Annotated in this window: 21 protein-coding genes and 4 pseudogenes; 17 read left to right on the top strand and 8 right to left on the bottom strand. The window is 68.8% G+C overall.

The features are described 5' to 3' along the window. Positions 1 to 133 precede the first annotated feature (133 nt). From AB0I98_RS07430 to AB0I98_RS07405, 6 genes are all read left to right on the top strand, one after another. Positions 134 to 1162: a LysR family transcriptional regulator gene (locus tag AB0I98_RS07430; protein WP_362936644.1), complete on the top strand. Its 1029-nt coding sequence runs from the start codon at positions 134 to 136 to the stop codon at positions 1160 to 1162. A gap of 66 nt (positions 1163 to 1228) precedes the next feature. After that, entirely contained in the window at positions 1229 to 2011 is a 783-nt protein-coding gene (locus tag AB0I98_RS07425; RefSeq protein ID WP_362936641.1) for an SDR family oxidoreductase, read from the top strand. Between the two features lie 136 nt (positions 2012 to 2147). Next, positions 2148 to 2663, top strand: coding sequence for a cupin domain-containing protein (locus tag AB0I98_RS07420; RefSeq protein WP_362936638.1), 516 nt, complete (start codon positions 2148 to 2150; stop codon positions 2661 to 2663). Positions 2664 to 2829: 166 nt separating this feature from the next. Continuing rightward, positions 2830 to 3993 (top strand): substrate-binding domain-containing protein, encoded by a 1164-nt coding sequence (locus AB0I98_RS07415; protein WP_362936635.1) that lies wholly within the window; start codon positions 2830 to 2832, stop codon positions 3991 to 3993. Continuing rightward, positions 3993 to 5534 carry a sugar ABC transporter ATP-binding protein gene (locus tag AB0I98_RS07410; RefSeq protein ID WP_362936632.1) on the top strand — a complete coding sequence of 514 codons (1542 nt, stop codon included), beginning with the start codon at positions 3993 to 3995 and terminating at the stop codon, positions 5532 to 5534. The genes AB0I98_RS07415 and AB0I98_RS07410 overlap by 1 nt, the downstream gene beginning before the upstream one ends. Continuing rightward, positions 5531 to 6610 carry an ABC transporter permease gene (locus AB0I98_RS07405; protein ID WP_362936629.1) on the top strand — a complete coding sequence of 360 codons (1080 nt, stop codon included), beginning with the start codon at positions 5531 to 5533 and terminating at the stop codon, positions 6608 to 6610. The genes AB0I98_RS07410 and AB0I98_RS07405 overlap by 4 nt, the downstream gene beginning before the upstream one ends. Before the next feature lie 131 nt (positions 6611 to 6741). Here the strand turns inward: AB0I98_RS07405 and AB0I98_RS07400 are convergent, their stop codons facing one another. Next, positions 6742 to 7020, bottom strand: coding sequence for a MarR family transcriptional regulator (locus AB0I98_RS07400; RefSeq protein WP_362936626.1), 279 nt, complete (start codon positions 7018 to 7020; stop codon positions 6742 to 6744). A gap of 91 nt (positions 7021 to 7111) precedes the next feature. Between AB0I98_RS07400 and AB0I98_RS07395 the strand changes: the two are divergent. Together AB0I98_RS07395 and AB0I98_RS07390 are read left to right on the top strand one after the other, a co-directional pair. Beyond that, positions 7112 to 7444 (top strand): annotated as a pseudogene (locus AB0I98_RS07395) (hypothetical protein); the annotation flags it as partial. Positions 7445 to 7933: 489 nt separating this feature from the next. Continuing rightward, positions 7934 to 8416, top strand: a complete 483-nt coding sequence (locus tag AB0I98_RS07390) for a hypothetical protein (protein ID WP_362936623.1) — start codon at positions 7934 to 7936, stop codon at positions 8414 to 8416. A 19-nt stretch (positions 8417 to 8435) separates the two neighbouring features. Here the strand turns inward: AB0I98_RS07390 and AB0I98_RS07385 are convergent, their stop codons facing one another. Further along, positions 8436 to 9182 (bottom strand): phosphotransferase, encoded by a 747-nt coding sequence (locus AB0I98_RS07385; protein ID WP_362936620.1) that lies wholly within the window; start codon positions 9180 to 9182, stop codon positions 8436 to 8438. A gap of 173 nt (positions 9183 to 9355) precedes the next feature. Next, the gene (locus AB0I98_RS07380; protein WP_362936617.1) at positions 9356 to 9508 is read right to left on the bottom strand and encodes a hypothetical protein; all 153 of its coding nucleotides are present in this window, start codon (positions 9506 to 9508) and stop codon (positions 9356 to 9358) included. Between the two features lie 527 nt (positions 9509 to 10035). Here AB0I98_RS07380 and AB0I98_RS07375 point away from each other — a divergent pair. The 3 genes and pseudogenes from AB0I98_RS07375 to AB0I98_RS07365 form a co-directional block, all read left to right on the top strand. Further along, entirely contained in the window at positions 10036 to 10527 is a 492-nt protein-coding gene (locus AB0I98_RS07375) for a DUF2975 domain-containing protein (protein ID WP_362936614.1), read from the top strand. Beyond that, complete coding sequence (locus tag AB0I98_RS07370) at positions 10527 to 10748, top strand: helix-turn-helix transcriptional regulator (protein ID WP_362936611.1); 222 nt, start codon at positions 10527 to 10529, stop codon at positions 10746 to 10748. The genes AB0I98_RS07375 and AB0I98_RS07370 overlap by 1 nt, the downstream gene beginning before the upstream one ends. 59 nt (positions 10749 to 10807) lie before the next feature. Next, positions 10808 to 11143, top strand: a pseudogene (locus AB0I98_RS07365) (IS630 family transposase); the annotation flags it as partial. On the opposite strand, the gene AB0I98_RS07360 reads toward AB0I98_RS07365, so the two are convergent. After that, entirely contained in the window at positions 11140 to 11433 is a 294-nt protein-coding gene (locus AB0I98_RS07360; protein WP_362936608.1) for a DUF1905 domain-containing protein, read from the bottom strand. The pseudogene AB0I98_RS07365 and the gene AB0I98_RS07360 sit on opposite strands and share 4 nt — an antisense overlap. Before the next feature lie 161 nt (positions 11434 to 11594). Here AB0I98_RS07360 and AB0I98_RS07355 point away from each other — a divergent pair. Then, positions 11595 to 12349, top strand: a pseudogene (locus AB0I98_RS07355) (class I SAM-dependent methyltransferase). 568 nt (positions 12350 to 12917) lie between these two features. Here AB0I98_RS07355 and AB0I98_RS07350 read toward each other — a convergent pair. Beyond that, positions 12918 to 13163, bottom strand: a pseudogene (locus AB0I98_RS07350) (hypothetical protein); the annotation flags it as partial. 23 nt (positions 13164 to 13186) lie between these two features. Next, positions 13187 to 13459 (bottom strand): helix-turn-helix transcriptional regulator, encoded by a 273-nt coding sequence (locus tag AB0I98_RS07345; RefSeq protein WP_362936605.1) that lies wholly within the window; start codon positions 13457 to 13459, stop codon positions 13187 to 13189. Positions 13460 to 13552: 93 nt separating this feature from the next. Between AB0I98_RS07345 and AB0I98_RS07340 the strand changes: the two genes are divergently transcribed. From AB0I98_RS07340 to AB0I98_RS07325, 4 genes are all read left to right on the top strand, one after another. Beyond that, positions 13553 to 14233, top strand: coding sequence for a hypothetical protein (locus tag AB0I98_RS07340; protein ID WP_362936602.1), 681 nt, complete (start codon positions 13553 to 13555; stop codon positions 14231 to 14233). 173 nt (positions 14234 to 14406) lie between these two features. Then, positions 14407 to 16557, top strand: coding sequence for a molybdopterin-dependent oxidoreductase (locus AB0I98_RS07335; protein ID WP_362936599.1), 2151 nt, complete (start codon positions 14407 to 14409; stop codon positions 16555 to 16557). Between the two features lie 3 nt (positions 16558 to 16560). Further along, on the top strand, positions 16561 to 16887 hold the full coding sequence (fdxA, locus tag AB0I98_RS07330; protein WP_362936596.1) for a ferredoxin: 327 nt from the start codon (positions 16561 to 16563) through the stop codon (positions 16885 to 16887). After that, the gene (locus AB0I98_RS07325) at positions 16877 to 17869 is read left to right on the top strand and encodes an NAD(P)/FAD-dependent oxidoreductase (RefSeq protein WP_362936593.1); all 993 of its coding nucleotides are present in this window, start codon (positions 16877 to 16879) and stop codon (positions 17867 to 17869) included. Before fdxA ends, AB0I98_RS07325 begins: the two co-directional genes overlap by 11 nt. A gap of 6 nt (positions 17870 to 17875) precedes the next feature. Here AB0I98_RS07325 and AB0I98_RS07320 read toward each other — a convergent pair whose 3' ends face one another. After that, entirely contained in the window at positions 17876 to 18835 is a 960-nt protein-coding gene (locus tag AB0I98_RS07320) for a helix-turn-helix domain-containing protein (protein ID WP_362936590.1), read from the bottom strand. 395 nt (positions 18836 to 19230) lie between these two features. Here AB0I98_RS07320 and moaA point away from each other — a divergent pair, with 395 nt between their 5' ends. Next, positions 19231 to 20241, top strand: a complete 1011-nt coding sequence (gene moaA / locus AB0I98_RS07315) for a GTP 3',8-cyclase MoaA (protein ID WP_362937139.1) — start codon at positions 19231 to 19233, stop codon at positions 20239 to 20241. A 51-nt stretch (positions 20242 to 20292) separates the two neighbouring features. On the opposite strand, the gene AB0I98_RS07310 is transcribed toward moaA, so the two are convergent. Then, a complete protein-coding gene (locus AB0I98_RS07310) occupies positions 20293 to 21906 on the bottom strand; it encodes a PucR family transcriptional regulator ligand-binding domain-containing protein (protein ID WP_362936587.1) in 1614 nt (537 codons plus the stop codon). Between the last annotated feature and the right edge of the window lie 9 nt (positions 21907 to 21915).

Genomic DNA, 21915 nt, shown 5'->3' with positions numbered 1-21915 from the left:
GATGGCTGGTATGGATCTCGGTGACGGCCGCACGCCACCCCTTCCGTGTCTGATTGCTCCCGGTTAAGCTCACCGCCCTGGTTAATCCCGCGTTTCGGCGCTCGTTCGGCGACGTTGCCGGAAGGGGACTCGGATGGGGCTCGGAACGATCGATCTCAACCTGCTGGTGGCGCTCGAAGCGCTGTTGCAGCAGAAGAACGTCACCCGGGCGGGTGAACGTCTGAACACCAGCCAGTCCGCGATGAGCGGCTCGCTGGCGCGGCTGCGCCGACACTTCGACGACGACCTGCTGGTGCGGGTGGGCCGGGAGTACGAGCTGACGCCGCTCGCGGAGCGCCTCCTGCCCGTCGTACAGGCGTCCCTGCAGAAGGCCGAGGAGGCCCTGTCCCTGACTCGTCGGTTCGATCCAGCCACCAGCGACCAACGGTTCTCCGCCGTCATGTCCGACTACATGATGACGGTGATGGTGGAGCCGCTCCTGCGGGTCATCGGGCAGGAAGCGCCGGGCGTGCGCATCGACTTCCACCCCACGCCCGGACAGCTGGCGAGCGAGACGCATCTGGCCTGTCACGACCTGCTGATCGCGCCGCTCGGCTACGGGGTGCCCGGGGTCAACGAGGCTGTGCTGCGCGACCGCTTCGTGTGCATCGTCGACCCGGACAACCCACGGCTGGTGGACGGACGGCTGAGCCTTCGGGACCTGGCGGAGATGCCGCACGCCGCGGCCGGATTCGCCAAGAACCTCACCCCGTCGGACCGTCAGCTGGAGATGCTCGGGATCACTCCGAGGATCCAGGTCAGCACCCCGGGTTTCAGTGTCCTGCCGTTCGTGGTGAGTGGCACCGATCTGGTCGCGATGGTGCCGGAGCGGCTGGCCCGCCGGTACGCAGGCTTCGCGCACTGTGCCGTCGTACCGGCGCCGTTCCCCGACGAGCTGCCGCTGGTCGAGGCAATGTACTGGCATCACAAGCGCCATACGGACCCTGGGCACACGTGGCTGCGCGGCGTGGTCCGTCGCGTCGGCGCGGAACTGGCCGAACCCGGCATGCCGGCTCCCGCCGCCGGGGCATCGGCGAGCGGCGCTGCCGCCGTTCAAGCCATGGCGGCTCCGGATGCCAGCCATCGGCAACAACCGTTTCCGCATCTCGTCTCCGCTTCCTAGCGTGAGTCCCGTGCCGGGTACGGCCGAGTGCCCGGACGGGACACAGGCGGGAAACAGGAGGAAGCCGTGAGTCGAAGGCGTCTGGAAGGCCGAAGCGTTGTCGTCACCGGTGCCGCCCGGGGCCAGGGTGCCGCCGAGGCAGAGGCCGCGGCCCGCGAGGGCGCCACCGTCTTCGCCACCGACGTCCTCGGCGAGGACGGCGAGGCCCTCGCCGCCTCCCTGACCGCCCAGGGCCTGGACGTCAGCTACCGGCACCTCGACGTCTCCTCACCCGACGACTGGGCCGCTCTCGCCGACTGGCTGGAGGCACTCGGCCGTCCCCTGCACGGCCTGGTCAACAACGCCGGCGTGCCGGTACGCGCGCGGCTCGGCGAGGTCGACGTCGCCGACTGGAACAGGGCCTTCGCGGTCAACACCACCGGCGCACTGCTGGGCATGCAGGCCATGGCCCCACTGATGCGCGAAGGAGGCTCGATCGTCAACGTCGGTTCGGTCGCCGGACTCGTCGCGCACCACGCGGTCGCCTACACCGCCAGCAAGTGGGCACTGCGCGGACTGTCGAAGGTCGCGGCGCTGGAGCTGGCTCCCCGGGGGATCCGTACGAACATCATCCACCCCGGATACATCGACACACCGATCATGGCCAACGCCAACCCCGTGTTCGTGAAGGCGCATCTGTCGATGACGCCCATGAACCGGGCCGGGGTCCCCGAGGAGGTGGCACCGCTGGTGGTGTACCTCCTCTCCGATGAGTCGGCGTACGTCAACGGCGCCGAGATCACCGTCGACGGGGGATTCTCGGCACACGGCGGCACCAAGGCGTTCACCGACGCGCTCGACGCCGTGTAAAGCCCTCCGCTTTTTCCGCCTCTGACGCCCTGCGGTGTTTTCCGCACCGGACGGCGGGCTGCGCTGTGCCCTTTTCCGGCAGCGCGCCGATTCATTCACCACGCTGATTTCATTCGTTCGCTGAAAGGTGAGCTGTATGAGCTGGATCTCTCGCCGGGTCGTCACCGGTCACGACGACAACGGAAAATCGGTGTTCCTCTCGGACGGACCGCCGCCCGTGGTGCGGACCGCACCGGACGGCGCGGTCTTCCACGAGCTGTGGAACACCCGCGAAACGCCGGCCCGTATAGACCCTGACGAACCGGAGCCGACGCAGATCTCCCTGACCGTGCCGCCCGACCCGAACGGGACGAAGATCAGGATCAACGAGTTCCCACCGGGGGCCGTGTCACCGATGCACCGTACGCAGACCGTCGACTACGGCATCGTGCTGCAGGGGGAGGTCGTCCTGGTGCTCGACGACACGGAGACCGTGCTGCGGCCAGGGGACGTGGTCGTACAGCGGGGCACCGATCACCGCTGGGAGAACCGCTCCCAAGCGGTTGCCCACATGGCGTTCGTGCTTGTCGACGGCGAATTCTCCGGCCAGCTCAGGAAGCGGCTTCCCGAAGGAGTCATGGAAAGCCTGCTAACGGATCCGAATCACCCCTGACATCGCTGTCGAGGCAGCCGCGGATCAGCAGGAGCGCATGCATCATGTTCCGCGATGACATTCATGCTGATTCGCAATTTCCCTTGCAGCCGCCCACTGTGTTCAATTCCAGCAACCACCGGCTCCGGAATGGCAATGCTGCCGCCACCGCTCCCCAAGGAGAACCGTGTCAGAACAAAGGCGTTCACTTCCAAGACTTGCCCTCCCCCTGATCGTCGCGGCGATCACCGCCATCACCGCCGCCTGCGGCGCCTCCCAAAGCACCTCGGCCGGCGGGTCCTCCGACTCCGGGACCTCGAAGGAGGCGCGCGCCGCCCTGGAGACGGCCTTCAAGGGCGCCACCGGCGACTTGCCGGAGGTCACCGCGAAGCCGAAGGCAGGGGTGAACCTGTGGGTCATCTCCTGCGGCCAGCAGCAGCCCGGATGTGTGGAGCCCAGCGTGGCCGCCATGGCGGCCGGCAAGGCCGCAGGCTGGAAGACCAAGCTCTGTGACGGCAAGCTCAACCCCGGCGGCTGGGGGGCGTGCATCCGGCAGGCGATCAGCGCCAAGGCCGACGTGATCGTGCCCGTGGGCGTCGACTGCCCGGCCGTCCAGGGCCCCCTCGGCGAGGCCAAGAAGGCCAAAATCATCACCATCGGCAACGGCGGCATGGACTGCGACGTAGCCGGCGGCAAGAAGCTGTACTCCGCGGTCACCACCCCCCTCAAGAGCATGACCCTCGCGGACTACCGCGCTCGGATGGGCGCGTTCCAGGCCGACTACGTCATCGGCAAGACCAACGGCAAGGCGAAGGTGCTCCTGGTCAACTTCACCGACCCGATCTGGGGCCCGATGATCACCAAGGGCTTCCGTGACGAGCTCAAGAAGTGCGCCGGCTGCGAGGTCGTCAAGCAGCTCGACGTCGGCAACCAGGACCTCGTCAACAACACGCTCGGCTCCAAGTTCTCCTCCGCCCTCCTCGGGGCGCCAACCGTGAACGCGGTCGCCTTCCCGATCGACGGCTGGCTGCAGGCGGGCATCGGCCAGGCCATATCCTCCTCCGGACGGAGTGCCCAGCTCACGGTGGTCGGCAACTTCGGCAACGCGGCCAACGCCGACGTCATCCGCAGCGACGGCGCGCAGGACGGCGACGTCGGCTACTCCGCGAAGCAGCTGTCGTGGGCCGCCATCGACGACGCCGTCCGGCTGCTGGCGGGCCAGAAGCCCGCGGAGTCGGCGGGCGTCGGCCTCGTCGGCATCGACGCCGACCACAACCTGCCCAAGAAGGGCAGCTCCTACGAGCCGCCCGTCGACTACGTCAAGCACTACACCACCGGGTGGGGGAAGTAGTGAGCCGCCCGTCCGGCACGGCACTGCGGATCACCGGGCTGACGAAGCAGTTCGGCGGTACCACGGTGCTCCACGGCACGGACCTTCGGGTCCGTGCCGGCACCGTCCACGCGCTGCTCGGCGGCAACGGCTCCGGCAAGTCCACCACCATCAAGATCCTGGCCGGCGCCCACAGCGCCGACGGCGGCACGATCGAGGTCGGTGAGCAGAGCTGGGAGGCCCGGCACTTCTCGGCCGCCACCGCGCAGGCGGCCGGGCTCCGCTTCGTCCACCAGGACCTCGGGGTCTTCGACGACCTCACCGTGGCGGAGAACATCGCGCTCGCCTCCGGCTGGCCCACCCGGGCGGGCGCCCGGATCAGCTGGCGGGCACTGCACGACCGGGTCGCCCAACTGCTGGAGCGGTTCGAGATCGACGCCGACCCCCGCGCCCCGCTCGGCACCCTGCGCCCGGCCGCCCGCACCATGGTCGCCATTGCCCGGGCACTGCAGGAGACCGACCGGGACGACCTCGTCCTGGTCCTCGACGAACCCACGGCGAGCCTGCCCGAGCACGAGGCGAGCTTCCTTCTGGAGTCCGTACGCCGGCGTGCCGACCAGGGGCAGACGGTGATCCTCGTCAGCCACCGCCTCAGCGAGGTCATCGCCGTCACCGACGACTACACCGTGCTGCGGGACGGCCGGGTAGCCGGCACCCTCGTGGACCACCGCCCCACGGAGTCCGAACTGGTGGAGCTCATCGCCGGGCGCGCACTGGACGAGGCCGTGCGTCCGACCGTGAGCACGAGCCGGCCCCACCCGGTGCTCACCGTCACCGACCTGACCGGCGGCCCGCTCAGTGGCGTCGACCTCAAGGTCGGCGCAGGTGAGATCGTCGGCGTCGCGGGCCTCCTCGGCTCCGGCCGCACCTCGCTGCTGCGCACCCTCTTCGGCGCCCACCGGCCGACCGGCGGCACCATCGAACTCGACGGCGCCAGGGTGTCCTTCACCGGCCCCGGCGATGCGATGCGCGCCCGCGTCGCCTACGTCCCCGAAGACCGCGGCGCTGACGCCGCGTTCCCGGACCTCCCGCTGCGGGCCAACCTCTCGATGTCGGTACTGAGCCACTACTGGCGGCGCTGGCGCCTGGACCAAGGGGCCGAACGCAGCGACAGCCAGGACCTCGTGAGCCGCTACGGCGTGAAGGCACCTTCCGTCGAGGCGGCGTTCAGCACCCTGTCCGGCGGCAACCAGCAGAAGGCCGTACTGGGCCGCTGGCTGCGCCGCGACCCCCAGCTGCTGCTCCTCGACGAGCCCACCCAGGGCGTGGACGTGATGTCCCGCGCCGACATCTACACGGTGGTCCGCCGCACCGCTGCCACTGGGTGCGCGGTCCTGGTCGCCTCCTCCGACCTGGAGGAACTGGCAGCCCTGTGCGACCGGGTCCTCGTGCTGCACCAAGGCCGCGTCGTCACCGAGGCCGACGGCGAAGGGCTCAGTGCCGACCGCCTCGTCCACCTCGTCCAGCGTTCACCGTCCCTCACCTCCGGAGCCAGGACATGACCATGAGCGGTGTCACCTCTTCCGCATCCTCGCCCCCGACGCCCCCGTCGCCGGCGAAATCCGAGACGTCCGAGGAGACGGAACCCACCCGGCGCACCCGGCGGCCCGCCCTGTCTCCGGGCCGGCTCGCCGAGCGGTACACCCTTCCCGCCCTGGCCATCGCCGTGGCGGTGTTCTTCAGCCTCTACCCGCCGAGTGCCGCGGTCTTCCCGACCTCCGCCAACCTCAGCGTGGTGACCGGCAACCAGTCGGTCATCGCCCTGCTGGCACTGGCCGCCCTCGCGCCGCTGGCCGCCGGCTACTTCGACTTCTCCCTCGGGGCGAACGCCGCGACCAGCTCCCTGGTGTGCGCGGCGCTCATGGCCCGCCACGGCGTGGGCGTCGTGCCAGCGATACTCGCCGCGGTGGCGACGGGCGTGCTCATCGGACTGGTCAACGGCATCATGGTGGCCCGGTTCCAGATGAGCTCGTTCATCACCACCCTGGGCAGCGCCACTCTCCTCGGCGGGGTCATCCAGTGGTACTCGGGCGGCCAGACCATCAGCGCGGGCGTCTCGCCCGCCCTGCTCGACTTCGGCTCCCAGCAGTGGCTGGGTCTACCCCGCGTGGTGTCCGTCGTCGTCGTTCTCGGTGCCCTGATGTGGTATCTGCTGGGCCACACTCCATACGGGCGGGCCCTGTACGCCATGGGATCCAACCCCAGAGCGGCGAACCTGGTCGGCATCCGCGTCCGGCGCAACCTGCTGCTGACCTTTGTCATCGCCGGAGCGCTCGCGGGGATCGCCGGCGTCCTGCAAACCGCCCGTGTCGGCGGAGCCACCGCGGACAGCGGCACCAGCCTGCTCTTCCCCGCTTTGGCCGCGGTGTTCCTGGGCGCGACCGCGATCGAGCCGGGCCGGTTCAACGTGCTCGGCACGATGATCGGCGTGGTGTTCGTCTCCGAGACCGTCAGCGGCCTCACGTTGGCCGGTGCCAGCGACTGGGTCGACCCGGTCTTCAACGGCGCCGCGCTCCTGCTGGCCGTGGGCCTGTCCACCTACTTCGGCCGCAGGCGGGCCGCCGGAGCCGCCGGCTAGCGAGGTGGCTCCGGCTGGCCGGCTACGGAGGGCGTCAGCGGCGGTGCCAGGGCAGAGCCGCCGGGTAGGCGTCCTCCTCGTCGGCCTGCTTGAGAGAACCGATGACGGTGGCATTGATGGCCGCCAACTGCTCAACCTGTTGGGGGCTGAGCGCGGCGGACGGCGGCGACATGGCCCGGGGCCGCGCCGGTCAGCAACGCCATGCCTTCCTCGGTGAGTTCGACCAGCTGACCGCGCCGTTCGGCCGGGTCGTCCCGGCGCCGTACGTAGCCGGCGTGCTCCAGGCGGATCACCGCGTGCGTAAGGCGACTGCGCGTGAATTTGAGCTGCTCGGCGAGCACGGACATCCCCAGCGTGCGGTCGGGGCGTGCGGAGAGGTGCCCCAGGAGACTGTAATCCGCATGCGTCACGCCGGCGTCGCGGCCGTAGCTGCTGATCGAGGTAGTCGCTCAGCAGCGTCGAGCAGTCGATGAAGTCGATCCGGGCTCGCATCTCTGCTCGAAGATCCTCAAGGAGTGCACGCTCCCGCTCATCGGCGAACGATGCGTCCACCGCATCACAACCGACCTCGGAGTCCTCGATGTCACCGCCGACGGCCTCGTCCTGGTCGAGACCGCACCCGGCATCACCCCCGACGACATCCAGGCCCGAACCGACGCACCCTCACCTGGACCACATCCGCTCCGCCACCTGAACTCGCGCCAGGCCGTCGATCTTCCGCTCACAGGAGAACCCGTATGCGGGCCGCCCTCTGTCAGCAGATGTCCTCAGACCGATCACCAGGCTCTACGTGAAGGGCATGGGCACAGAGAAGGACCTTCAAGGATCTCCTGACGACCACCGGCGATTACACCAACATCGATGAGCGGCGCATCGAGCGACCAACTGGTCCACGGGCCACTTCCCACCCGCCCTCGGTCACAACGGGCGCGGGCCTCCGCTGACGCTGGGGTGAGGACGGTTCGCGGTGGCTGGAGCCGCTCTTCGAAGTGGGCAGGCCCGTCGCGGGCAGCCCGAGCAGGTAGGCGCGGGCCGCGGCCCGGGGCTCAACTCGCCTGAATTTGCCCGCGATCCGAGCCATGGCCTGGTCGAACATCGCCTGCCAGCGGGCAGGGTCTACGCTATGGCCTGCGCCATTACACGATCTTCAGGAGTCCACACAACCCCCGATGATCACGCGGTGGCCGCCCCTGTTCCCAGCTGGGTCCGCGACAAGATCGCGAAGTGAGACTGGAGTATTAGAGGTCAATCGGCGTGATTCACCAGCCCGTTCCTCATCGCCGGTCTACGGTACGGACACGCCGCGCTGCCCACCGCGGTCACATGATGATCGACTCACGACTCAAAGCCGTCTACGACGGTAGGACCAAGGTCGACCCTGAACAACAAGCGCTGACCGACCAGTTCGCCGTCTCCCTGGGCTCCAGGGGAGTCGATGGCGTGCTGGACGGCGCGTGCACGCTCATCTACATGTTCATGCAGTGGCTGAGGATGGCCTACGAGGACCACGACAAGGACGTCATCGAGTACGTGGTGCCCAACCTCGTGGCCGCGATGCGCATGATGCCCAAGAGCGTCCGCCCCGAGGCCATCCCCACCATGGCCGGCCTGCTCGTCGCCGCGGGCACCGGCCTGAGCCCCAACCTGTGGCGCAAACAGTACGGAGACTGGACCGAGGACGAGATGACCCCCCTCGAAGCCACCGTCTTCCTGCTCGCGGAGCACATCAACCGCCTCACCGACGACCCCGACTTCGCCACACGCATGATCACCGAGGCTCTGTCCCGGGCGGACGAAGGCTCGTAGCAGTCGGGCCCGCGCAGCCTCACATCCGGGATCTCAGTACGTCGACCTCACAGCCCGGCGCGAAGGGGTCGAAGCCGTGGTCGATCAGCCAGCGAACCGCCAGCAGGCTTCGCAACGACCACCACGCGTGGATCACGTCGAGGTCGATGTCGGTGCCATAGCCGGCGATGACGTCGTCGAGGTGCTCCTCGTGTCCGAGCGTGAAGGTGGCGAGGTCGTACAGGGCATCACCCCGGCCGGCCTCGGACCAGTCGATGATGCCGGTGACCTCGTCGCCGTCGACGAAGACGTGCGCGATCTGCAGGTCGCCGTGTGTGAACGCCGGGGTCCACGGCCGGAGCGCGGCCTCGGAGACCCGGCGGTTGCGGGTGACCAGGTCGGCGGGCAGGACACCGTTCGTCACGAGCAACTCGCACTCGTCGTCGAGTTCGGCCGCCAGCGCGGCGATGCTCCGCCCGGCCCGGCCCGGCCGGGGTGGCAGCGGCGCGTCGTGCAGCTTCCGGATGGCGGCGCCTGCCGCGGCCCACGCCGCAGGTGACCCGGTCGACGGCCCGCCGAGGCGTCCAAGCGTCGTACCCGGGAGTGCGGCGATCGCGAGCACGGGCGGCTTGCGCCACAGGACCTCCGGGGTCGGGACCGGCGCGAGGGACATCGCCTCGACCTCGACGTCGATGCGCGTCTGATCGGCGTCCACCTTCAAGAACACGTCACCGACGCGCAGAGTCGCGCGCTCGGAATGGGCGACGACGACTTCGACCTCATCCATGGGCGACCAGTATCCCGGGGATGATCGCCGACGTCGCCGGGTTTATCGCGTGCGAATGCGCGGCTGACCGCGTCCCGCTACCGGGCGGCCTCGTGCGCGACACCGACCTCTGCCCAGGTTCAAGCTCACCACTTTTGTTAGAAGTCTTGAGGCGATCCAGGGCTGGGGACTGATCAGGTCAGCCAGATGAAGACGGCGGTGGCGACGAGGGCGCCGAGTGCCGTACCGGCCACCACCAGGGCGGTCATCTGAGCAGGCGCGTCAAGCAGCAGCATGGCCGTGATGGCGATGCCGACGGACGCCATGATCACGGGCATGAGGTGCATGCGCCGTTCGCGTTGTCCGACGTGTCAGTCGGCCCAACGCCCCACCCGTATGCCGTACTTGATGTCGGCGACGGGGATCACTGCGGCGAACACGATGGCGTGGACGGCCCAGGCCAGGCCAGCGAGCATGCTGTCCTAAGCGGCCCCGAGTAAGAGGCATACGGCGAGGATGACGTTCTTCGGTTCCAGGCCGTCGGTGATGGCTCGGGCGGTGCGGTTCGGGTGGCGATACGGGATTCGAGGTCGTCCATGAGCGGAGAGTGGTAGTGCCGAGCGACACGGGTGAGCCAGGTCGCGTTGTCGTCCAGGCCGTGTCCCATGCTCAGCAGCGGCAGGTTCAAGGGGTTGTCTGATCGGGGTGCGTCGTCGGCACGGCCGCGGCGCCCGATCTTCGCATCGCGCCATGCCGCGGGAGGCGGCGGCATCCCGCGAGGGTGCGAAACCCCTCGCCCGCCCTCCGACCCAGCTCTTGCTTCACCTATCGAGAATCGATAGATTCCCATCGTAGCTCGATTGAAGGATGGGTCATGGGAAAGCTGACAGTGCGCGCGCTGCGCGCCGTGCTCGTGGTGGTGCTCACCGGCTCCGTGTTCGTACAGGCATTGATGGTGTGGGCGTTGGTCAGCGGGAGTGACCCGGAGGACGGGTCGCTCCCGCTGACCCCGCTGCGCGTGATCACGATCCTGGGCATCGGGACGGCCCAGGTCGCCCTGGTCTGTGTATGGCGACTGGTGACGATGGTGCGACGCGGAACCGTGTTCTCCCACGCCGCCTTCCGGTACGTGGACGTCATCATCGGGGCGATCGTTGCGGCTGCTCTCGTGTGGTTCGCGGTCACGGCCCTGAATGCGCCCGGCCAGCGGGACGACCCGGGCGTCACCCTCATCATGGGCGGGGTTGGCGTGGCCATCCTGGGAGTCGCGCTCATCGTGCTCGTGCTGCGGATGCTGCTCGCCCAGGCCGTCGCCCGCGACGCCGAAGCGGCGCAGATGCAGGCCGAGTTGGACGAGGTGATCTGATGCCGATCGTCGTCGACATCGACGTGATGCTGGCCAGGCGGAAGATGTCCGTGGGCGAGCTCGCGGACCGCGTAGGGATCACGCCCGCCAACCTGGCGGTACTCAAGAACGGCCGCGCCAAGGCGGTGCGCTTTGCGACGCTCGCCGCGCTCTGCGAGGTGCTCAAGTGCCAGCCAGGCGACCTGCTTCGCTGGGAGGCCGAGGACACCGCGGGTGAATGACCTAAGCCCACGGCGAGTTGACCGACGTTCGCAGGCATCCGCTCCCTGCATCGCCGGGACAGGCTGTTGAGTTCAGGAAGTTCCTGGCCAAGCTCGACAAGGAAGTGCCCGCCGGCCTGGACGTGTATCTGATCCTCGACAACTACGCGACCCACAAGACCGAGGTGATCAGAAAGTGGCTGCTGGCACACCCACGCTTCCGCCTGCACTTCCTCACGCAGAAGAAGCTCAAGCGGGGTGTCCACCGCTCCGTTCAGGCTATCGAACGCGACATCCGGGGCTGGCTCGCCGATTGGAACGACGAGCCCAGGCCCGTCGTCTGGACGAAGACCGCCGACGAGATCCTCGACAAAGTAGCCGCCTGCTGCCGACGACTCTCTGACTCAGGCCACTAGAGCTGGAGACGGACCGTCATATCCACGGTCACGTCGTCACCTGCCGCGAGGCCGTGCGGCTTGCGGACAGCGTTCTTGAGCGGCAGCAGGTAGCGGCCGTCCTTGGGGAAGAGTGACGTCTCGAAGGTGATGTCGCCGATCCGGGCCCGGACCGGAATCACGCCCCAGCCATACGTGGCCATCACGGCCACCTCCCGGATGTCGGCGGACTCCTCGTCCGGCACGGGGACGAAGTAGTACGGCGCCGGCCCGCGCCATTCAATCACCCGGCCGGCGAAGACGAGTTTCATGAGTCAGTCCCGTTTCTCGAGGACGGCCAGGTCACGCTCGGCGAACATGCGGTGGCACCACTCCTCGTTGAGGACGATCAGCAGGCACTCGCGGACGGGGAAAGTGGCGCCGTCGTCCGGCCAACCGGGGCCTCGAGCGGCTCGGTCCCTAGTGTGCTGCCATGCGCGACGACATGCCTGACGAAATGCGCCGTGTTCACTTGAGCCGGACCTTCGATGGGGACGCGGAGCTGTACGACCGGGCCAGGCCCGGGTATCCGCCAGAGTTGTTCGACGACCTCACCGAGGCGGCCGGCACCGGTCCCGGCTGTCGTGTCCTTGAGGTAGGGGCGGGCACCGGCAAGGCGACCTTGCCGCTTGCCGAGCTCGGTTGCCGGATCACCGCCGTCGAGCCGGGCGCGGATATGGCCGCCGTCGCCCGGCGCAACCTGGCCGGGTTCGAAACGGTGGAGATCGTGATCGCGGATTTCGAGACCTGGCCACTGCGGGAGCAGCAGTTCGACGCGGTCGTCTCGGCGACGGCGTTCCACTGGATCGATCCGGGGGTGCGGATGGCAAAGGCCGCCGACGCGCTGCGGCCCGGTGGTGCCCTCGCCGTGGTGGGCACACAGCATGTGGCAGGTGGCAGCGAGGAGTTCTTCGTCGAGGTCCAGGACTGCTACGAGCGTTTCGATCCGGCCACGCCTCCAGGGCTGCGGCTTCCTGCGGCACAGGACGTCGACACCTCGGCTCACGCGGAAGAGGTCGCTGGAGGTTGCTGCGGACATACTCCGGCCACCGGGCGCTGCCGCCTGACGCCAGGGAGGGACTGCTGGACTGCATCGCCGGGCTGATCGACAGGCGGTACGGAGGCCGGGTCACCGAGCGGTATCTGACGGAACTGCAGGTGTCACGAACGGCCCCCGAGCTTCGCTAGGCGCGGTTCTGGCCGTGCCTCACCGGACATCTGGCAGTTCGCCCCGCCCCGGTCATCCAACGGGTCAGCTGTTGGCGTCTCTGGAGTCGCTGTGCGCCGCCGCGAGCTCGATGCCGCGAATTCTGCGAAGCCAGCCGACAAACAGTCGGAGCGCGATTCCGCACCCGGCACACCAACCCCAGCCCTCGGTGACAAGTGCGTGCAAACCGTCCTCGTACTGGATGTACAGGATTTGCGCACCGACGGCCAGCGCGATGAACCCGTGCGTACGCGACTCCACCGACAGCAGCCAGTCCACCGGCATCCACAGTGGAGCGGCAAGGTCGCTGAGTCGCATTCGGAGCGCCGCCCAGAGGAAGCCGATGGCGTAGCGCATCCTGCGGCGTGAAGAGAGGACGATGCCGTTCCCGGGATCGCCAGCCAGGACTGCGGCCCACTCCTCTCGAAGGTGCGCCCTGCGGCTTCCCGCGACAAAGGAAGCGAAGCTCACCGTCCGAAGGCCCGCCCTGCTGCTCGGGGTATCCGTGCTCCTAGGGGCAGCCTCAGACTCCTCCTCCATCGCTTGCGCGCGATTGCGCAGGGCGGTGAGCAGCAGACCGACCGCGGCGACCAGGATCGCGACCGCCGTTACCACGCCCATCACCCAGCCGCTGGTGAGCATGGTCTGGGCGAACGCCGGCTCGGGGTCGAACATCTTCAGGATGTAGCCGACGAGCAGGAAGCTCGCTGCCAGTGTGCCGGACAGCACCGGTGCCAGCACGGCGACAACAGCTAGAGCGCCAGCGCCAGCAGTGTCAACTGCCTCTCCAACAGTCACAGGGCGCCGTTCATGCGTACTCACGTCGCGCCCTCTTCCGCTGCTGCGTGCAGCCCGAAGAGTCGAGGCTTGCGCTCCCTGGCCTGCCGGGCTGCGCGCTGACCGACGGCGGTGAGTTCGTAGTAGTACCGCTTCGGCCGCCCGGGGTGCTCAGCCGTCTCCTCGTACCGGGTGGCCCATCCCGCGTCGACCAGGCGCTCAAGGATGGGATACACGGTCCCGGACCCGAGGTCAGCTTCCTCGCAGATCTTCAGCCCCCACGCGGGGTCGTCGGCAGTGGACGCCAGCAACACTTTGATCACCTCAAGTGTTGGGCGCGTAAGGCGAATTGATGCCATGTCACAAGTGAAGCATCACATCTACCATATGTCGAGTACGACATTCGGGTGGCATGGGCGTCATCGGAGGTTTCCGCGCGGCTGGCGACCGAGCGCGAGAAGTTGAAGGCGATGCCGGCGTACCGGAAGATCACAGGGCCCGCAACGAAGCAGCGGATCCGGGCGACGCTCCGGGCCGCGCTCAACGCGGCGATCCGGAAGCAGCTCATCACCTTCAACCCGGCCGAGTGGGTCGAGCTGGAGTCGGGCAAGAGGCCGAAAGTCAAGCTGTGGACGGTGCAGAACGTCGCGCACTGGGGGCGCACGGGGGAGAAGCCGTCGCCGGTCATGGTGTGGACGCCGCCGCAGCTCGGTGTGTTCCTCGATGAGGCCGAGATTTCGCGCCTTTACTCGTTCTTCCACCTGATGGCCTTCCGTGGCCTGCGGCGCGGCGAGGGCGTCGGGATCGAGTGGACGAACATCGACCTGGACGCCGGGCTGAGCACCCCGTCGAGGGCGCTCGGCGTCGACAACTGGGAGGTCTTCGAGGACGACCTGAAGAGGGAGGAGTCGACGTCGATGATCGCCCTCGACTCCCTGAACGTCGGCGTGCTGCGCGATCGGCGCGTGCAGCAGCTCGTCGAGCGGGACGAGTGGAACCGGCACGCCGAGCAGGAGCGGGCGATGGGCAGGGACGTCGCCGACTCGGCCGAGGTAGGCCGGTCTCGGTCTCATCAGGCTGGTAGCTGAACGCCTCGGCAACCGCGGCTCAGGCACGGCGACGCTGCCCGCAGACAGATCATCAGCGCACAGACACGTGCCCCGGGTCTGTCGCGCTCGGTCAAAAGCCTGTCGCCTGGTGTCCGTCCGCCGGCCGCCGGATCTTCGACGATCGATGCAGGAACGATCCGAGGAGAAGGCAGATGAGCCCAACAGCGGCGACCGGTACCGTCCAGGTGCGGGGTGCGTGTCCGCACGACTGCCCCGACACCTGCGCGATGACAGTCACCGTCACCGACGGCAAGGCCGTCGACGTGAGCGGTGACCGGGAACATCCGTACACGCGCGGTGGGTTGTGCGTGAAGGTCGACAACTACCTGGACCGGGTGTACAGCCCGGACCGGGTGCTGTATCCGATGCGGCGCACGGGGCCGAAGGGCAGCGGACAGTTCGAGCGGATCAGCTGGGACGCCGCGCTGGACGAGATCGCGGGCCGGTTCCGGGACGTCTCCACGGAGTTCGGGCCCGAGGCCATCATGCCGTGCAGTTACCTGGGCACCCAGGGAATTCTGAACGGGCTCAACGTCGGCGATCCGTTCTTCGCAAGGCTCGGCGCCACCATCGCCGAGCGCACCTACTGCGACTCCGGGGCGTGCACGGCGTACACGATGACGATCGGCGACTGCGCCGGGGTGGACCCGGAGAGCCTGGTCCACTCGAAGTTCATCCTGATCTGGGCCTGCAATGTCATGAGCACCAACCTGCACCTGTGGCCGTACATCGCCGAGGCCCGCAAGCGGGGCGCCACGGTGGTCGTGGTGGACCCGGTGAAGACCCGTACCGCGAAGGCCGCCGACTGGCACATTCCGATCCGGCCGGGCACCGACGGAGCTCTCGCGCTGGCGATGATGAACGTGATCATCGAAGAGGGACTCACCGACGACGACTACATCGCCAACTACACCGTCGGCTACGACGAACTGGCCGAGCGGGTGCGGCAGTACACGCCCGAATGGGCGGCGGAGGAGACCGGTGTCCCCGCCGAGGACATTCGGCGGCTCGCCCGCGGCTACGCCTCCGCGCAGCCGTCGGTGATCCGTATCGGGGTGGCGGTGGAACGGCATGCCGGCGGTGGTCAGACGGTGCGGACGCTGGCCTGTCTGCCCGCGCTGGTCGGTGCGTGGCGCAACCCCGGCGGCGGGATTCTGCAACTGCCGCTGTGGGCGTTCCCGGTCAACTGGGGCGCGATGATGCGTCCGGACATGCTTCAGCCCGGCAAGCGGGTCGTGAACCAGTATCTGCTGGGGCAGGCACTCACCGGCGGCCTCGAACTCGATCCGCCCATCAAGGCGTTGATGGTCTACAACTCCAACCCCGTGGTCGTCTGCCCCGATCAGGAGAAGTTGATCGAGGGGCTGCAGCGGGAGGACCTGTTCACCGTCGTCAGTGAGCAGTTCATGACCGACACCGCCCAGTTCGCCGACATCGTGCTGCCCGCCACCACCCAGCTGGAACAGGACGACATCATGTTCTCCTGGGGCCACCTCTACGTCACCTACAACCACCGCTCGATCGCGCCGCTGGGCGAAGCGGTGCCCAACACGGAGTTGTTCCGGCGGCTGGCGGCGCGGATGGGCTTCACCGACCCCGTGTTCCGGCGTACGGACGACGACATGATCGCGGAGGCGTTCGACTGGTCGGCGCCCGCCATGCAGGGCATCACCGTCGAGTCGCTGAAGGAGAAGGGCTGGCAGCGGCTGACCGTGCCGCCCGCCGACCAGTACGCCCCCTATGCGGAAGGGGACTTCCCCACGCCGTCCGGCAAGGTGGAGTTCAGGTCCTCCATCGCCGAGACCGTCGGGAACTTCGTCGTACCGCTGTTCCGGCAGGGCTCCAACGACCACCAGCCGGGTACGCCCGTCGATCCGCTGCCGCACTACATCTCGCCCCGCGAATCGGCCCGTACGAATCCCGGGCTGGCCGCCGCGCACCCGCTCAGCCTGATCACCCCGAAGTCGCACGCCTACCTGAACTCCAGCAGCGCCAACCTGCCGATGCACCGGCGCGTACAGGGGGACCCCACCGTCCTCATCCATCCCGACGACGCCGCCGAGCGTTCCATCGCCACCGGCGACGAGGTGCGGGTCTTCAACGAGCGCGGCTCGTTCGTGGTGAAGGCGAAGGTGGACAAGTCGGTGCTGGCGGGCGTCGCCGTGTCGGCTTCCGGCGGCTGGCGTATGCACACGAAGTCGCTGTCCACGATGGCGTCCCTGAATCCCACCGTCTTCGCCGACCTGGGCAACGCGCCCACGTTCTCCGACACCCTCGTTCAGATAGAGAAGACGGCGGGCTGAACCATGGCTTACGTCGTGACCGACGCCTGTGTGGACATCCTCGACCAGTCCTGCGTCGAGGAATGCCCGGTGGACTGCATCTACCAGGGCGACCGGATGATGTACGTCCACCCCGACGAATGCGTCGACTGCGGGAAGTGCATGACCGTCTGCCCGAGCGACGCGATCCACTGGGAACACAAGATCCCCGTGGAGCTGGCCCCATTCACCACAGCCGCCGTCGAGTTCTTCGAAGAGCACGAGGACGCGGTCGGCGGTGCGTCCTCGCGGGGAGCGGTCGGCGTCGACCATCCCCTGGTGCGGGAAAGGCGGGGCAGCGGTGAGGGCTGAGACCGAGGGCGCGTACGACAGTGACCTGCTGATCGTCGGCGCCGGGCCCGTCGGTCTCTACGCGGCCTACTACGCCGGGTTCCGGGGAATGTCGGTCACGGTGATCGACGCTCTCGACGAGCCCGGCGGCCAGATGGCGGCGCTGTATCCCGAGAAGCAGGTCTACGACGTCGCCGGATTCCCTGCCGTGAAGGCGCAGGACCTCGTCGACGCCCTGGTCGAGCAGGCGTCGCAGGCGAAGCCCCGCTACCTGCTCGGCCACACCGCGCGGACACTGGAGGACACGGCGGACGGCATCACCGTCACCACACACCAGGACACGGTGGTCAGGGCGAAAGCCGTACTGGTCACCGGCGGGATCGGCAGCTTCACACCACGCCCGCTGCCTACGGGCTCCGAGTACGAGAACCGCGGCCTTCGCTACTTCGTGCCGAAGCCGGCCGAACTCACCGGTGCCGACGTGGTGGTCGTCGGCGGCGGGGACTCCGCGGTGGACTGGGCGCTCGCTCTGGAACCGCTCGCCCGCACGGTCTCGCTCGTGCACCGCCGGCCCCGGTTCCGGGCACACGAGCACAGCGTCCGGCTGCTGCGTGCCTCGTCCGTGCGGCTGTACACCCCGCACGAGGTGCACCGGATCAGCGGCGAGAACCGCGTCGAACAGGTGGAGTTGCTGAACCTGGAGACTGGGGCGACCGAGAGCCTGCGGGCGGACGCGGTGGTGGCCGCCCTCGGCTTCGTCGCGAACCTCGGCCCGCTCGCGACCTGGGGGTTCCAGATGCGGGGCCGGCACATCGCGGTCGACCGGACCATGCGCACGAGCCGGTCGTGCGTGTACGCCGCGGGCGACATCGCCGACTACGACGGCAAGGTCGCGCTGATCTCGGTCGGTTTCGGCGAGGCCGCACTCGCGGTGAACAACCTCGCCCCGCTGGTCGATCCCGCGCTCGGCACGGTGCCAGGACACTCCAGCGACGGGCAGTGACAGCCGCTACGCCCGGGCCCGAGTGCGGTAGGCGGTGGGTGAGGTGCCGTAGGCCTCGCGGAACGCCCGGCTGAACACGGCGAGATCGGTGAATCCCCAGCGGACGCAGATCTCGGTGAGTGTGGCGTCGCCTCCCCGGCGGGTCAGCAGGTCACGTCGGCACCGCTCCAGCCGTCGGCGCCGGATCACCTGGGACACCGTCTGTCCCCTGCGCGCGAACATCCGCTGGAGCTGGCGCGTCGACACGTAGTGCGCCTGCGCCACGCCTTCCGGGGACAGGTCCGGATCGCCGAGATGCTCCTCGATGTAGGCGTCGATCTGCCGCAGCAGGCTCGCGTGGCGATCGGTGCCCTCGCCGATGCCGTGCGCCTCCGTCGCGACGGTCGTCACCAGGTCGCCGATCTCATCGGCGATCCGGAGGGCGCCGGCCTCGCTGACGGTCGGTTTCGCGACGAGTACGTCGGTCAGCATCCTGCTCAGCACTCCGGTGATGCCGCTGCCGCCGTCCAGAGTCCGGCAGGTGAGCGAGGCGGACTCGCTCTCGCTGAGCCGGATCGTGTCGCGGGGCCAGGTGAAGACGGCGAGGTCCCAGTAGGGGGAGGCGGCATCCGAACGGAGCGCCCAGTGAAAGGGGCGTTCTGTCTCGTAGATGACGAAGTCGCCGGGGCGAAGGGTCGCTTCGTGACCGTCCTGCGTGGCACGCGCCTCACCCCGGCGGACCAGGCAGACCTGGAAGTAGCGCCCGCCGTCGCGCCGCAGCAGTTCCTGCGTGCGGACGACGTCCTGGTCCACCGAGCGGACTCCCGACACCCTGAGGTGGCCGAGGAAGCCGCTGCTCACGGCGCCGCCGAACGTGCCGCGGTCCCGTTCGACGTCCACGTCGAGGCTGACGAAATGGTCCCGGAGGAGGTCCCGCCAGACCTCACGTCGGCTGGTGTTCGTCTCGTTCGACCTCGCCGCTGTCATGGACCTACCTCGATCGTGTTCTGTGCCCACCCGGCGTTGGAGAAATGCTCATCGGCGGAATACTCGGCCCTGCCCATAGGCGGATTGTTGTCGCGATGTAAACAGGCGGAAAATCCCGTTTCACCTACGCGTTCCCGTCGCCGCTGGTCAAAAGCCTGTCGCGCGGAGTCCTGTGCGGCCGGCCGAGACCGGTGACGATGAGCGCCAGTGCCGATCCAGAACCCGAGGGAACGCATCGTGATAGCCGTCGTGAATGATCAGATCCGCTGTCCGGAAGAACGGGAAGAATCGATCGAGGACATCCGAGTGGCCCTGACTCGGGATTGTGTCCCGGTCGTGGTCTCCGCGGCGCACCGCTGGTGTCCCGCCCGGAACCCGGAGCCGGCGGCGTGACGATGACGCCCGTCGCCGACCGTCGGTACCGTCACCTTCGCGACCTGCGGATCTCCATCACAGACCGGTGCAACCTGCGATGCCGATACTGCATGCCGCGCGAGCATTTCGGCCCGGGGCACCAATATCTCGACCCCGCCGACCAGCTGACCTTCGACGAGATCGCGCGCCTGGCGCGGGTGTTCGCCTCCCTCGGCGTGCGTAAGATCCGGCTCACCGGGGGTGAGCCGCTGCTGCGTCGCGGCGTCGTGGACCTCGTGGCGCTGCTGGCCGCGGTACCCGGGCTCGATCTCGCGATGACGACCAACGGGCTCCTGCTGCCGGCATACGCGGAACGCCTCGCGGAGGCCGGGCTGCGCCGGGTGACGGTGAGCCTGGACGCGCTCGACGACGCGGTGTTCCAGGTACTCGCCGACACCGCGGCTCCGGTGCGCCGGGTCCTCGACGGCATCGACGCCGCCGCACGGGCCGGCCTCACTCCCGTCAAGGTGAACATGGTGGTGAAGCGGGGGGTCAACGACGGGTGCGTACTGCCGATGGTGGAGCGGTTCCGGGACAGCGGTCACATCCTCCGCTTCATCGAGTACATGGACGTGGGGGCCACGAACGAGTGGCAACTCGGCGAGGTGCTGCCCGCCGCCGAGATCGTGCGCCTGATCGACGACCGCTACCCGCTCGAACCGCTCGGCGCGACCGACCCCGGCGAGGTGGCCACGCGCTACCGCTTCCGGGACGGCTCCGGGGAGATCGGTGTCATCGGCTCGGTCACGCGGCCGTTCTGCGGGGACTGCACGCGAGCCCGGTTGTCCGCCGACGGGAAGGTGCACACGTGCCTGTTCTCCTCCGGCGGGACCGATCTGCGGGCATCGCTGCGAGCGGGCGCCTCTGACGAGGAACTGCGCCTGGCCGTCCGCGCTCTCTGGGGCGCCCGGGAGGACCGCTATTCGGAGTTGCGCGGGCGCCGCACGCGAGCGCGCGGCGATCGGGTGGAGATGTCCTACATCGGCGGGTGACCTGCAGAAACGGGTGACCTGGAGAAAGGTGGATCGTCGACTGTAGGAGCGTCAGTTCCCGATGGGCTTTGGTAGGTCGTCGTGACCGTGCAGCGCGTCCAGTGCCGTCACCGCCACGTGGAGCTGGGTGCGCTGGGAGCCGGACTCCAGGTCCGTGGCCAGGAGGCGCTCTATGGTGTGCAGACGCTGGTAGAAGGCTTGGCGGGACAGACCCACGTGCTTGGCGGCGATCGACTTGTTGCCGGCCGCGTCGAGGTAGGCGCGCAGGGAGGTGAGCAGGTCGCTGCCGTGCCGTGCGTCGTGCCGGAGGAGGCGGCCGAGCTGCTGTTCCACATACTTCTGGACACGGACGTCGTCGCGCAGGGAGTACAGCAGTTCCGGCAGGCCCACGTCGGAGGCTACGTGGAACGGGCGGCCCCGTGACGCGGGGCCGATGGCGTCGGCGACCTGCTCGGCCTGGCGGAACGACCCGGTGACCTCCCCGAGTTCGGTGACCGACGGGCCGACCGCGACGACGACGTCCTCGCCGAACACCGCGTGCAGATCGCGGGCGACCCGTTCGGCGACGGGCCGCCACGCGCTCGCGCGGGCCAGGGCCATGAGGAGGCCGGTCCGCCGCTCGGAGAGGTTCCCCACCAAGGCCTTGACGCCGGCGGTGTGCAGTTCCCCGGCGAGGTGATCGGCCACCGACGTGCCGCCGCCGGGCGCCCCCGCGTGGTCGACGACGACCGGGAGGAGGCGGTGGCCGGTCGTGGGCAGACCGAGGGCCTCGGCGCGCAGCCGTGCCTCGGTGCGGCTGCGGTAGCGCCAGTGCAGCAGATCGAGCAGGACGGAGCTGTGGGCACGCCGGTCCCACGAGGGGCGGCCGGTGAGCCGGGCCAGGGTGAGGGCGGTCGCGGCCTGTTCCAGGATCATCGTGTGCTCGGGGCCGAACGGCGGTCCGGCGGCCAGAGGCAGCATGATCAGGCGCCCCCATCGGCTGCTCCGCTCCGTGACCGGCGCCATGAGCCAGCCCTCAGGCCCGCTGACCGCGGCGCGGTCCGGCGTCGCGGCGGTGCGTGAGCGGCGTGGCCAGGCTTCCAGGATCTGTCCGCCCGGGTGGCCGGCCTGCACGCAGATGACCGCGTGGTGGATCAGATTCTCCAGCACGACCGGACAGCCGGCCAGGTCCGCCGCGGTCTGCACGAGTTCCTCGGGCTCCACGCCGCGCAGGGTGAGGGAGGTGAACAGTTCCTGCACATGCTGGGCACGCCGCAGCAGTTCGCCCTGCGCGTCCAGGATCAGGGCGTGCACGGTCTGAGTGACCTCGATGAAGCGCACCCCGCGCGCCAGCACGATCAGCGGCAGATCGCGCTCCCGGCACGCCATGACGAGCTCGGGGGGCGCCTGCTGGTACCGACGGCCCAGTTCCACGACCAGGCCCGCCACCCCGACGTCCGCCAACTGGTCGACATAGCCGCGCAGTTGGGTCGGATCCGAGGGGTACGGCATGCCGGTGGTGAGCACCAGCTCGCCGCCCTCCAGGAAGGAGGCGGGATCGAGCAGTTCGGTGACATGGACCCAGCGCACGGCACGCCCCAGCTGTTCACCGCCGGCCGCCACCCGGGGGAGACCGGCGGCGATGACCGGTAGTCGCAGTACGTCAGCAACCGTGAGGAACGGCATGGGCGCTGG

This window comes from Streptomyces sp. NPDC050211 (assembly GCF_040656035.1).
Classification (GTDB): Bacteria; Actinomycetota; Actinomycetes; order Streptomycetales; family Streptomycetaceae; genus Streptomyces.
This window is presented reverse-complemented; position numbering and strand designations above follow the sequence as displayed.

Excerpts from the sequence above, each read along its gene's own strand:
- AB0I98_RS07430 (WP_362936644.1), top strand. The coding sequence starts at position 134 with ATGGGGCTCGGAACGATCGATCTCAACCTGCTGGTGGCGCTCGAAGCG.
- AB0I98_RS07420 (WP_362936638.1), top strand. The coding sequence starts at position 2,148 with ATGAGCTGGATCTCTCGCCGGGTCGTCACCGGTCACGACGACAACGGA.
- AB0I98_RS07405 (WP_362936629.1), top strand. The coding sequence starts at position 5,531 with ATGACCATGAGCGGTGTCACCTCTTCCGCATCCTCGCCCCCGACGCCC.
- AB0I98_RS07390 (WP_362936623.1), top strand. The coding sequence starts at position 7,934 with ATGATGATCGACTCACGACTCAAAGCCGTCTACGACGGTAGGACCAAG.
- AB0I98_RS07385 (WP_362936620.1), bottom strand. The coding sequence starts at position 9,182 with ATGGATGAGGTCGAAGTCGTCGTCGCCCATTCCGAGCGCGCGACTCTG.
- AB0I98_RS07380 (WP_362936617.1), bottom strand. The coding sequence starts at position 9,508 with ATGCACCTCATGCCCGTGATCATGGCGTCCGTCGGCATCGCCATCACG.
- AB0I98_RS07375 (WP_362936614.1), top strand. The coding sequence starts at position 10,036 with ATGGGAAAGCTGACAGTGCGCGCGCTGCGCGCCGTGCTCGTGGTGGTG.
- AB0I98_RS07370 (WP_362936611.1), top strand. The coding sequence starts at position 10,527 with ATGCCGATCGTCGTCGACATCGACGTGATGCTGGCCAGGCGGAAGATG.
- AB0I98_RS07360 (WP_362936608.1), bottom strand. The coding sequence starts at position 11,433 with ATGAAACTCGTCTTCGCCGGCCGGGTGATTGAATGGCGCGGGCCGGCG.
- AB0I98_RS07335 (WP_362936599.1), top strand. The coding sequence starts at position 14,407 with ATGAGCCCAACAGCGGCGACCGGTACCGTCCAGGTGCGGGGTGCGTGT.
- fdxA (WP_362936596.1), top strand. The coding sequence starts at position 16,561 with ATGGCTTACGTCGTGACCGACGCCTGTGTGGACATCCTCGACCAGTCC.
- AB0I98_RS07320 (WP_362936590.1), bottom strand. The coding sequence starts at position 18,835 with ATGACAGCGGCGAGGTCGAACGAGACGAACACCAGCCGACGTGAGGTC.
- moaA (WP_362937139.1), top strand. The coding sequence starts at position 19,231 with ATGACGCCCGTCGCCGACCGTCGGTACCGTCACCTTCGCGACCTGCGG.
- AB0I98_RS07310 (WP_362936587.1), bottom strand. The coding sequence starts at position 21,906 with ATGCCGTTCCTCACGGTTGCTGACGTACTGCGACTACCGGTCATCGCC.